Source organism: Fructilactobacillus sp. YLN 2507, from assembly GCF_059614085.1.
This window is the reverse complement of sequence record NZ_CM184303.1, coordinates 125,230-137,785: the sequence shown is the minus strand read 5'-3', so window position 1 is coordinate 137,785 and position 12,556 is coordinate 125,230. Positions and strand designations below refer to the sequence as shown.

The window sequence follows — 12,556 nt, the reverse complement described above, 5'->3', positions numbered from 1 at the left end:
TAAAATACAAAAACAGAAATGAAACCTAGGTTCCATTTCTGTTTTTGTATTTTAAGATTATTATCTAACCATCAATCATTTAATTTTAAAAAAGGAATAATTTGTTGAAAAGCAACTATTTTATTACCAACTTGACAATGGTACTGTCCGCCTTGTTCTTTAGTGAAAATATGAGTTTCAATTTGAGCAGCATTAACCAATCTTTCTTGCAAATAACCTGTACGATAAGTTGGAACATACATGTCTTCATTACCTGCCAGTAATAACGTATTTTGTTTGACTTTATCTTCAATTCCCTTTAATGTAAAATGTGCAATTTTTCGAACAATTTTACTATAACTTTTTATTCCATAAACTCCCTGAGCCTTAGTTAGCTTAAAATCAAGATCAATATTATTTTTTTCCATATTAGTAAGTAACTGATTAAATTTATTATCACTTTCTGGACTATTTCCAGCCAAAACTTTCTCAAATAAAATTTTAATTTTTTCAGGGATAGAATCCTTACTTCGCTTACCAATTAAAGCATCAAACATGCTATAAAAAGTATCAAAGGCAATGACATTCTTAATTCTTGGTTCAAAAGCAGCCGCTCTAATTGCTAAGTAACCTCCCAATGACATCCCCATTAGACTAACATCCTTCAAATTAAAAAAATCTAAAATAGCCCCAACTGGTTTTTCCCATTGATAAGTTAAATAAATTCCATCAGCCATTGGTTGACCTTGACCTGGACCCTCAAATAGTAAAATATTATAATTACTTAAATCTTTTAAATAATTATGAGAAATTCTAATTAACTCTTCTAAATAGGAATCAAATCCCCCATTAAAAACGAGCCAATTACTAGCATTAGGCTTTTCAATTGTAACAACTGGCAAGTAGCCATTTTCATATGGCACTTGATAGCGTTTTAAATTATGATTATCTATGCTTTTATAAAAAGTTGTTTTAAATAACTCATATGTTTTTGAATTTTGAGGACTATCCTCTGGAACAAAAAAATTAGCTAATTGGTAATATGCAGACGCTATTCCGTATTGACCATTTTCATTTTTTTCATCACCTAATTTTAACCAAACATTAAACCATTCACTAAGTGACTTAATTTTATTTCCAGCTGCAAAAGCTTCCTTTTGTACTTGTTCATCATTATAATAAGGTTCTAAAAAACGATTCATTTGAAAATTCATTTGTTCATTATCAATATATTTTTTATACATTATCTATTCCTTCCCAATCTATAGAAACTAAGTAATCAATTTAACTTACATAAATCATTTTAGCTTGCCTTAAAATCAAATCATAGAAACATTTAAGCCTAAATTGTCCAACTATCTACTAGAAAGAATCCTACTAATGACTAATTCAGAAATAAAAATCAATCAAGCAATAATTAATTTATTAAAAGAAAAAAGCTTTGCAAACATTACTATTGGCAATATTTGTAATACAGCCCAAGTTGGAAGGTCAACTTTTTATAATCATTTTTACGACAAGTATGATGTGATTGAACAAATGAATGAAAAATGGAAAAAAATTATAGAACAACGTATGGATCAAAGATTCCGTTTAAAAGATATTCAAAATTTTTTAAATGAATTTTTAGCAGATTTCAATGACCCAGAATTAATAACCTTACTTAAAATTAAAGATACTCATTTTAATTTAATTCAAGATTTAAAAGCCATTATGAAAAAAAGCTTTCTTAAAAATAATGTTAGTCGTGCAGCAATTAAAAATTTAAATATTTCAGAGGAATTTGCCAGTAATTTTTTTGTATCAATTGCTTTCTCGTTAATAAATGAAAGTATTAATAATAACAACCAGGAACAAGTAACAAATGCAATTAGTTATATTAATAAACTCCAAAAAGAACTTTTTAATAATCGTTAACTAAAGGTGCAACAAACAACTTTTATTATAAAAAAAATGCAATCACAAAATTAATTTGTGATTGCATTTTATGTTTATAATTCTAAAAAACAAAATTTATTGTTTATCTCTGTTTTTCTTTCTGAATTCTCCGAGTCCAAATAATCCAAGAATCGAAACTAAAATACTACCGATAATACTAATAAAATCAGTTTTTACATCTTGTCCTGTTTGTGGTAGAACATCATTTTTGGAAGTTATCCCTGAATTAGCCACAGAATCCGTTGAGTTTGAACCTTTAGGTTTAGCAATTGTATTTGAGGTTGTTGCTGTTTCAAAAGGTGTCTCTGAAACTGTTGTTGTGTTTTCATTACTTGAATCTGATGATTCACTTGGTATTACAGGTGTACCTGACTTTGCTGGAGTAACGGGATTTGTAGGTTCATTGTTTTCTCCTGGTACATGCTTTGCTAAAACAATGACCTTGACTTCTTTGGTCTGGCCATCTGCTGCCGTAATGATAACGGGATATGTGCCTGCAACTTCGTTATTAACTTTAGATGTATCCACTGTCACATCCACGGCCTTACCATCTTCATTAGTTGCCGCTGCACCGAAGGCGCTGGCTTCAGGCATTGCATCACCTGCATAAATCGTTACATCATGCCCGGTTATCTTGGCTTGATTGGCAAGTACATGTACGGTAACCGTAGTGGTTACTCCTTCGGCATCTGTAATGACAACTGGGTAATCGCCAACCACTTGGTTGTCTACCTTACTCGTATCAACTGATTTAATTACTACTGGCGTGTGACCGTCTTTGCCAACTGCACTTGCTCCATAAGCTTTGGCATCACTTGGTACTGAATCACCAGTATGAATAGTCATATCATGAGCTGTTACTTTTGCTTGATTTGCTAGCACAATAACATTGACTTCTTTAGTTTGCCCATCAGCTGCCGTAATGATGACGGGATATGTGCCTGCAACTTCGTTATTAACTTTAGATGTATCCACTGTCACATCAACCGCTTTACCATCTTCATTAGTTGCCGCTGCACCGAAGGCGTTGGCTTCAGGCATTGCATCACCTGCATAAATCGTTACATCATGCCCGATTATCTTGGCTTGATTGGCAAGTACATGTACGGTAACCGTAGTTGTTACTCCTTCGGCATCTGTAATTACAACTGGGTAATCGCCAACCACTTGGTTGTCTACCTTACTCGTATCAACTGATTTAATTACTACTGGCGTGTGACCGTCTTTGCCAACTGCACTTGCTCCATAAGCTTTGGCATCACTTGGTACTGAATCACCAGTATGAATAGTCATATCATGAGCTGTTACTTTGGCTTGATTTGCTAAAACAATAACGTTAACTTGTTTCATTTGTCCATCTGCTGCCGTAATGATAACGGGATATGTGCCTGCAACTTCGTTATTAACTTTAGATGTATCCACTGTCACATCCACGGCTTTACCATCTTCATTAGTTGCCGCTGCACCGAAGGCGTTGGCTTCAGGCATTGCATCACCTGCATAAATCGTTACATCATGCCCGGTTATCTTGGCTTGATTGGCAAGTACATGTACGGTAACCGTAATGGTTACTCCTTCAGTATCTGTAATGACAACTGGGTAATCGCCAACCACTTGGTTGTCTACCTTACTCGTATCAACTGATTTAATTGCTACTGGCGTGTGACCGTCTTTGCCAACTGCACTTGCTCCATAAGCCTTGGCGTCACTTGGTACTGAATCACCAGTATGAATAGTCATATCATGAGCTGTTACTTTGGCTTGATTTGCTAAAACAATAACGTTAACTTGTTTCGTTTGTCCATCAGCTGCTGTAATGATGACAGGATATGTTCCCACTGCCTGATTATTAACATGACTGGTATCAATTGAAATAATTCCAATTTGCTTACCATTCATTCCTAAAGCACTAGCACCATAATCACTAATATTAGTTGGAATATTATCACCAACATAAATTTTAATGTCATGAGCTGTTACTTTAGCCTGACTATTTATAACATGTAAAAGTACGTGCTTGGATAATCCATTAGAAGCAGTCAAAGTAACTTGATAGTCTCCAGATTTAGTAGCAATTCCCGATTGTTGATAAGGATCATCAACTGAAACCATTACCGGAATTTCTTTTCCATCAATATCAGTTGCTGTTGCATTATAGTCAGTGCCACTAGTTGGAATCATCTGACCAGTGTAAATAGTAACATCTCGTCCATTGATACTTTGTTGATTTTTCGCAACAATCACATTGATAGTTTGATTAATCTCATCTGAAATCAAATATTCTTTAGGCCCACTGATATAATGGTAGTCCGTTGGAATATCACTTAAAGTATCTATTGAAGTATGGTAATTACCGTTAACTATTTTGTCACCAACTTTTGTTCCATCTTCAGTAACATAATTAACCGTAATTTGATATTCTTTAGGGGCATAAACAACCGTGTAATCAAATCCGTGTGACCCATCTAAAACTCCAGTTACAAAAGCATCATCTGAGTTTTTTAAAGTATAACCAGTAATTGATGGACTTTTAACGCCAATTTCAAGCTTACTAACTCTAGTTGAAGGATCATTAAAAGCTGGAGTCGTCCAATCTGACCAATTACTTGTTTCGCCTGTAACTAAATCTTCAGTTCCAGTTCTAGTAAAAACAAAGTCTTTTGTATAAACTGGCACTAATGCAGTTCCATCTTGTGAGACATAATTAATTGTTGCTGTCTGATTTTTATTTTCTAAAACTTGTTTTGTTGCGTGTTTATAGTAATAAGTAACATTAATTGGATTACTACCAACAATTCCAGAAGCATTATTAGGCATTCGATTACTATCTAATACATAATTTGGAATATCAAGAGCACTCGTTGTATAACTCGAACCATACATTTCTGATTGAACCGTAGCTGGAAAATCTTTAATTTCTTGACCAGTTTGTTCATCAACATAAGTAGTCGTAACACTTTGACTTTCTGTAATGGTTACAAATCCAATAACCAGATCGACTTGCTGGCCTTTACTATCAGTAATTTGATACTTAACTTTATACGTTCCTACTTCTTTATTGTTCCATGCATTGTTAAAATCACTAGCATCCAAAATTGAAATATTTTGACCATCTTCCATTCGTTCTGCTGTGACACCGTTCATTAACCAATCATTTTCTGAATCCATATTATTAAATGGTGGTTTATTTAAATCTGCACTCTTATTTGGTGCAATTAATCTAGGTGATGACGTTGCATCTTGGTAAAATAAATTAAGTGCCCAAGTAGCTTTATTAGGTCCATTAAATCCATCTGCTTTTGAATCATAACCATCGGCATTAAAATTAGACCCATAGATATATCTTTTATAGAACGGATCTCCTGTCGCGGTTGGATCGGATCCCATAATATTAAAACTATAGACTAAATTTGTATCATTATATCCATCAGGAATGTAAAGCGTTAAATTATGTTCATCATTACTTTTCAATAAAATTCCAGTTTGTTCATATAATTGCATATATGTGAGCGGAGTAGTGGAATTTGGTAAATAAAAAATAAAAGAATCGATATCAATTGAAGAACCACCTTCAGTATCGATATTATAAGTTCTATTTTTATATTGTAATGTAGCATTAACTGGATCTAATCTATTACTTGCAGTCATAAAACCATTATCATATTTATACGCAACTCCACCTGCATACCCCCCAATCGTATTATTAAGATTGGCCATATCATCTGGATTAGGTCCTTGATAAGTTGCTGAAGGTTCTTGAAAGGGCACACTAGGAATTGAAGGGTCATAAGGAACATGTTTAGTATAAAAGGTGGGGTTATTAACACTTAATGGAATACTTTCCCCACTATTTTGATTAAAAGAAGCCGTTAAAGTAAAGGGTCCCTGTAATTCAGTAGTTACGTTAATAAACTTAATGTCTGCATAAAATGAAAAGCCATATTCACTTTGACTAACATCACTAGAAAAAGTAAAAGTTACACAATGATTAACTTTATCTAGAGCAGCCGTTCCGTAAGGATTACTAAATCCATTAATATATGAATTATCCCAATCAATTTGGTTGGGGTCAGGAATATCAATTTTAATATTGTCGCCCTTAATAATAGAAACATTAGGATTAGTAATTGATGTGTCTACTTTAATAGGCATTAACCCCCCATTATCATAGGTTGGATTATCACTATTCAAATCACTAATTTTAATGTTTAAGCCATCTTGAATTGCTGCCTCATTTTGATCTGCTATTAAGTTAGTAGACCCAGCAGTGGTAGAAATAGTTTCATTTGTTGCTTTATCTGTGTTATCATTTGAATTTGGCTGATTATTGTTGGAAAGCGATTGCTTATCTATAGTTGTCTCAGTATTATCAGTTGATTTTACAATTGTATTCTGACTATTATCGCTAGCATCAGGATTCTGTGGTTTCGTTGATTGAACATCTTGATTTACCGGAGCTACCTGATCATTACTTGATTGATCACTTGCATTAAGCGCCACAACCGGTTGTTGGGATTTATCATTATTACTATTTATTAATGTATCAGCATGAACAATTGAGTCATTAAGAAAGTATGTTCCACCTGTCATACCGATACTAACAATTGAAACGGTAATTAAACTGAACACCCAATTTTTTCCATTTTTATACATTTTATAATGCGTTTTGTGATTATCAAACATTAAACAAGTTCCTTCCTTAATAATTTAAATAAACAATATTTACGTTCCTTATTGTATCACTTAAATTGATCAAAGTATCAAGACAGATGATGTTAAACTTTGTTCATTTATTAAAAAAGAGCTTATCCTGAATTTATATCAGAATAAGCTCTTTTATCTTTATACCATTTAATCCTATTACTTTATTTAACTGACTTTACTACCGTATCTAATAATTTGTGAACCCGTTCATTTTTTTCATTGCTTATCCGCCAAACCAATGAAATATAAATGTCAGGAACAATGTCACAATCTAGAGTAACTTGCATTATGTCATCATTTTTATAAATTTCTTTGCTAAATAACATCGATATTCCAATATTGGCTTTTACTAATTCTTTTACTAATTCGGGATCTTTAGTTTGATAAACAATATCTAATGCGTCTGGATATTTTTTCTTAATCCTATTAATGACATCTGCTTGAATAAATCCATCACCCATTTGAATAAATTTCTCTGCATTTAAATCCTTTAAACTAACCTTTTCTTTATCTGCCAACTTACTTTGTCGACTTGTTACTAATTTAAATTTATCTTGCGTTAAAACTTTGGAATTGAAATTTTTTAATTTGATTGGTGCCACAGAAGCAACAATGGCAATATCAAGTTCACCTTTTTTCATCATTTGAATTAAGTCTTTAGAGGTACCACTTACAATGTTTAAATTTAATAACATATCTCCACTTAAATTTTTGGCTATTTTAGGCAGATAAGTATTATTAACCATTGTAGGCATTCCTAATTCAAGATTTAACTGTTGTTGATACTTTTTCATTTCTTTATTAAGTAATGGAATTTGTTTCACAATTGTTGTTGCATATTTATGCAACGTTTTACCGGCTGGAGTTAAAACTATTTCATTATGCTTATAGTTATGAAGGACTAGTCGACAACCTGCGACCTTTTCTAGTCGCTTAATTCCCATTGAAATCGTTGATTGATAAACATCAAAAAAGTCGGCTACACTACTATAACTTTTTAATTCAATTAATTTTTCAAAATACTGTAAATTTTGTAAATTCATTTTAGATCGCCTTCTCTAACTTGATAAAAATTACACAAAAAAGGGCTTACACTATCGGTAAGTCCCCTTTTAGTCTTAAAAATTATAATTAATTATTATCAATTATTTATTTTCCTTTTTCTTTCTAAAACCATCTAATCCAAAGAATCCAAGGATTGAAAGTAAAATAACACCAATGATACTCATCAAACTAGCCGTAGCATCTTGTCCCGTCTTTGGTAGACCAGTTTGCTTAGTAGTCTTAGTTTCGGCTGGTGTTTCAGAAGCTGAAACCGTTTGAGTTTCTTTAGCAACCGGATTTACAGTTGAAACATTAGATTCTAAGTGATCTGTTGTAGTAGAGTCAGTCTGTTTAACTGGAACACTTGCAACTGATTCAACTGGGGAACTTGGTTGTGCTGGAGTAGTCGTCGTTGTTGTCGTTGTTGTCGTTGTACTTGGTGTAACAGCTGACGCCTTTACTTCGACATTTACTGTAGTTGATACCCCATCTGCATCTGTAATTACGACTGGGTAAGTACCGACCGTTTGGTTATCGACCTTGCTTGTATCTACTGAAGCAATAGCTACTGGAGTAGTTCCATCTTTGCCAACTGCTGAAGCACCGTAGGCGCTTGGATCAGTTGGGACTACATCACCAGTATGGATTGTTACATCATGTGCAGTGACTTTGGCTTGATCTGCTAAGACAATTACACTTACTTCTTTAGTTTGTCCATCTGCTGCTGTAATTGTTACTGGGTATGTGCCAGCTACTTGGTTATCTACTTTACTAGTATCTACCGTTACTGCAATGGCTTTGCCATCTTCATCTGTTGCTGAAGCTTCAAAGGCACTGGCTGCTGGTACTGCTTCGCCGGCATAGATAGTGACATCTTGGCCACTAATGCTTGCTTGGTTAGCAACTACTTCAACATTTACTGTAGTTGATACACCATCTGCATCTGTAATTACGACTGGGTAAGTACCGACCGTTTGGTTATCGACCTTGCTTGTATCTACTGAAGCAATGGCTACTGAAGTCTTACCATCCTTACCAACTGCTGAGGCACCGTAGGCGCTTGGATCAGTTGGGACTGCATCACCAGTGTGGATTGTTACATCATGTGCAGTAACTTTGGCTTGATCTGCTAAGACAATTACACTTACTTCTTTAGTTTGTCCATCTGCTGCTGTAATTGTTACTGGGTATGTGCCAGCTACTTGGTTATCTACTTTACTTGTATCAACCGTTACTGCAATGGCTTTGCCATCTTCATCAGTTGCTGAAGCTTCAAAGGCACTGGCTGCTGGTACTGCTTCGCCGGCATAGATAGTGACATCTTGGCCACTAATGCTTGCTTGGTTAGCAACTACTTCAACATTTACTGTAGTTGATACACCATCTGCATCTGTAATTACGACTGGGTAAGTACCGACCGTTTGGTTATCGACCTTGCTTGTATCTACTGAAGCAATGGCTACTAAAGTCTTACCATCCTTACCAACTGCTGAGGCACCGTAGGCGCTTGGATCAGTTGGGACTACATCACCAGTATAGATTGTTACATCATGTGCAGTGACTTTGGCTTGATCTGCTAAGACAATTACACTTACTTCTTTAGTTTGTCCATCTGCTGCTGTAATTGTTACTGGGTATGTGCCAACAATATCAGGCTTTACTTTACTAGTATCAATGGTAACAGCAATTTCTTTACCATCTTCATCAGTTGCTGAAGCTTTAAAGGCACTGTCTGCTGGCATTGGATCTCCAGCATAAATGGTAACGTCTTGTCCACTAATGCTTGCTTGGTTAGCAACTACTTCAACATTTACTGTAGTTGATACACCATCTGCATCTGTAATTACGACTGGGTAATTACCGACCGTTTGGTTATCGACCTTGCTTGTATCTACTGAAGCAATGGCTACTGGAGTAGTTCCATCTTTGCCAACTGCTGAAGCACCGTAGGCGCTTGGATCAGTTGGGACTACATCACCAGTATGGATTGTTACATCATGTGCAGTGACTTTAGCTTGATCTGCTAAGACAATTACACTTACTTCTTTAGTTTGTCCATCTGCTGCTGTAATTGTTACTGGGTATGTGCCAGCTACTTGGTTGTTTACTTTACTAGTATCTACCGTTACTGCAATGGCTTTGCCATCTTCATCTGTTGCTGAAGCTTCAAAGGCACTGGCTGCTGGTACTGCTTCGCCGGCATAGATAGTGACATCTTGGCCACTAATGCTTGCTTGGTTAGCAACTACTTCAACATTTACTGTAGTTGATACACCATCTGCATCTGTAATTACGACTGGGTAAGTACCGACCGTTTGGTTATCGACCTTGCTTGTATCTACTGAAGCAATGGCTACTGGAGTAGTTCCATCTTTGCCAACTGCTGAAGCACCGTAGGCGCTTGGATCAGTTGGGACTGCATTACCAGTATGAATCGTTACGTTATGTGCTGTTACCTTGGCTTGATCAGCTAACACAATTACATTTACTTGAGTAGAAACACCATCATCATCAGTAATAATTACTGGATAGGTACCTGCAACTTGATTATTTACCTGAGAAGTATCAACTGACTTAATTCCTACTGAAGTTTGACCGTCTTTACCAACTGCAGTAGCATCATAAGCAATTGCATCAGTTGGAACATTTTCTCCAGTATAAATGGTTACATCATGTGCAGTGACCTTAGCTTGATTGGCTAAGACATGAACATTAACTTCCTTTGTAACTTCACCATTATCGGCTGAAATTGTTACTGGATAATCCCCTGAAACATTAGGATTTACTTGAGAAGTATCAATTGAAATTTGATCTGCTGGAATAGCACTACCATCATCAGCTGTAGCTGATGCTCCAAAAGCTGAAGCTGCTGGCATTGCATCACCGGCATAAATGATTACATCGTTACCATTTACACTAGCTTCACTAGCTTTAACTGTAATAACCCGACTAAAGGTTGAAGTTACATTTTCATCATTAGTTACACTATAAGCAATAGTATACTCGCCAGTTGCTGGATTGACTCCATCAGCTGGATATCCACCTAAATCAGTAACAGTAACTTTATCCGTTAAATTACCCGTAGTTCCATCATAAGCAGAAATTCCTGTCATAGGAGCATAAGTAACATCACCCTGCTTGTTTTGGTAAACTGTTTGATCTCCACCAACAAACCATGGGGTAGTAGCATTGACACCTGTAGGTTGAAATACAGAAATCATATTAGCCATCTGAGAGTCGATTGGATTACCATTATTCCAAGCATAGGTTCCATCAGGATTTTTAACTTCATTTTGCCAATTTAAATATCCTTGAACTTGAATTACATCAGTACTCTTAGCAGGAATATAGAAAACTATATCAAAATCCCCTTGACCAAAGGCAGTTGACGCATCAATACCGGAAACATCTGCAACTATCTTTGTTCCAGTTTTAGTCCATTTAACCCTAGAATCATTTGATATATCAATTACTGTGTTAGTTCCATCTTGTTTATGATAAAGTAAGTGAACATGATTTAAATCAAAATTACCACTATTAGCATTAATTTGTGCGGTTATTGTATTAATTTGGGTTCCACCAATTGCCCATGGATTTCCATTTACCATTCCAGCTACATAAGAACTTCCATCAGCAGAAAGTACCGTAGGATTATATAAATTGGTATTATCCTGTGTTGATCCAAGGTATCCCTTATAAGCTTGAGGATATGCTGGATCAGTCGGATAGCCAGATCCAGTTAAATCCATTGTATCAAAACCTGGAATTCCAGGCGCACCTGGTATCGAATATGGACGTGGTTTAACATAAATAGTTTGACCATCAGCAATAGGTGCATTACTTGTACTACCTTCATAATCATACGTAGCACTGACATTAGCAGTTACGACGTTAGGGTCGGTATTATTTCCAGTTCCGTCCCAACCATAACCTGGATCTTGTGCTATAAAATTAAGGGTTACTGTATAAACACCCTTAGCCAAGTCTTCATTTACATTAATAGTAAATGTACCATCGCCATTGTCTACCACATTAAACAAGCCAGCCTCAAAGTTAGGTGTAGACGCCTTCAAAAACTTACTCATATCGTTATTAGTTGGTGTACCAATCGCAAATTTAACACTAGTTCCAGTTGGAATTACACTACTATCATCTGAATTATTAGTAAACTTAATATCATAAGCAACATTATTATCAGGATTATATGGATCAGTTGCTGATGAAGGTACTTGAGCAGCAACATCAACTGAAACATCACTTGCTGGTGCAGGTTGATCTACAGCCAAATTAACAGTGGCAGTATTAAGTTGCATGTTTTGATTATTAGTAGCTGTCACAGTTTTGTCTGCAGTTACATCATCTGTAGAACTAGTTGGTTCAGATGCTTTTGTTTCACTAGTTGTGTCAACAGGTGTTTCATCCGTAGTTGCTTGTGAGCTTTCCGCTTTTGGTTCTTCATTATTATTTTGTGTGTTAGTTGTAACATCTTTTTGTTCCTCAACCGGAGCTACCGTTGTCTCCGGTTGTGAGGTTGCATCTGTTGTATTTGTTTTTGCATCGGTAGTCGTCACAGTTGAATCTTGAGTCTGCGTTTCATTATCCGCTTTCGACTCTGTCTCAGTCTGCGCTTTTACAATCGTTGCATCATTAGATGTATTAACTGTATCGGCATGAACTTCATTTAAAGCAAAGCCTCCAGTGGTAATCATGGTAGTTGCAATTGCAGCAAACAACCAACGTTTGCCAGCTTTGTACATTTTGTAATGTACCTTGGAATTATTTCTCAAAGTCTATACCTCCAAATGATATTTATAATTTACGGTCTAAGTATATCACATTTTATTATAGAAACGATAATACTTTGTTATATGTTATACCTGTATCAATTTAA

At 35.4% G+C, this 12,556-nt stretch carries 5 protein-coding genes; 1 reads left to right on the top strand and 4 read right to left on the bottom strand.

What is annotated here, in order from left to right; translation table 11 throughout:
• Positions 1-71: 71 nt before the first annotated feature.
• Positions 72-1,223, bottom strand: a complete 1,152-nt coding sequence (locus AC0GLY_RS00585; RefSeq protein WP_496611645.1) for an alpha/beta hydrolase — start codon at positions 1,221-1,223, stop codon at positions 72-74.
• A 136-nt stretch (positions 1,224-1,359) separates the two neighbouring features.
• Here AC0GLY_RS00585 and AC0GLY_RS00580 point away from each other — a divergent pair, with 136 nt between their 5' ends.
• A complete protein-coding gene (locus tag AC0GLY_RS00580) occupies positions 1,360-1,896 on the top strand; it encodes a TetR/AcrR family transcriptional regulator (protein ID WP_496611644.1) in 537 nt (178 codons plus the stop codon).
• 96 nt (positions 1,897-1,992) lie between these two features.
• Here AC0GLY_RS00580 and AC0GLY_RS00575 read toward each other — a convergent pair whose 3' ends face one another.
• From AC0GLY_RS00575 to AC0GLY_RS00565, 3 genes are all read right to left on the bottom strand, one after another.
• On the bottom strand, positions 1,993-6,600 hold the full coding sequence (locus AC0GLY_RS00575; RefSeq protein ID WP_496611643.1) for a MucBP domain-containing protein: 4,608 nt from the start codon (positions 6,598-6,600) through the stop codon (positions 1,993-1,995).
• 182 nt (positions 6,601-6,782) lie between these two features.
• Positions 6,783-7,664 (bottom strand): LysR family transcriptional regulator, encoded by an 882-nt coding sequence (locus tag AC0GLY_RS00570; protein WP_496611641.1) that lies wholly within the window; start codon positions 7,662-7,664, stop codon positions 6,783-6,785.
• A gap of 102 nt (positions 7,665-7,766) precedes the next feature.
• Positions 7,767-12,452, bottom strand: coding sequence for a bacterial Ig-like domain-containing protein (locus AC0GLY_RS00565; protein WP_496611639.1), 4,686 nt, complete (start codon positions 12,450-12,452; stop codon positions 7,767-7,769).
• Between the last annotated feature and the right edge of the window lie 104 nt (positions 12,453-12,556).

What these genes read in the sequence shown, in the direction of transcription:
- AC0GLY_RS00580 (WP_496611644.1), top strand. Translation starts at nt 1,360, where the DNA reads ATGACTAATTCAGAAATAAAAATCAATCAAGCAATAATTAATTTATTA.
- AC0GLY_RS00575 (WP_496611643.1), bottom strand. Translation starts at nt 6,600, where the DNA reads ATGTTTGATAATCACAAAACGCATTATAAAATGTATAAAAATGGAAAA.
- AC0GLY_RS00585 (WP_496611645.1), bottom strand. Translation starts at nt 1,223, where the DNA reads ATGTATAAAAAATATATTGATAATGAACAAATGAATTTTCAAATGAAT.
- AC0GLY_RS00570 (WP_496611641.1), bottom strand. Translation starts at nt 7,664, where the DNA reads ATGAATTTACAAAATTTACAGTATTTTGAAAAATTAATTGAATTAAAA.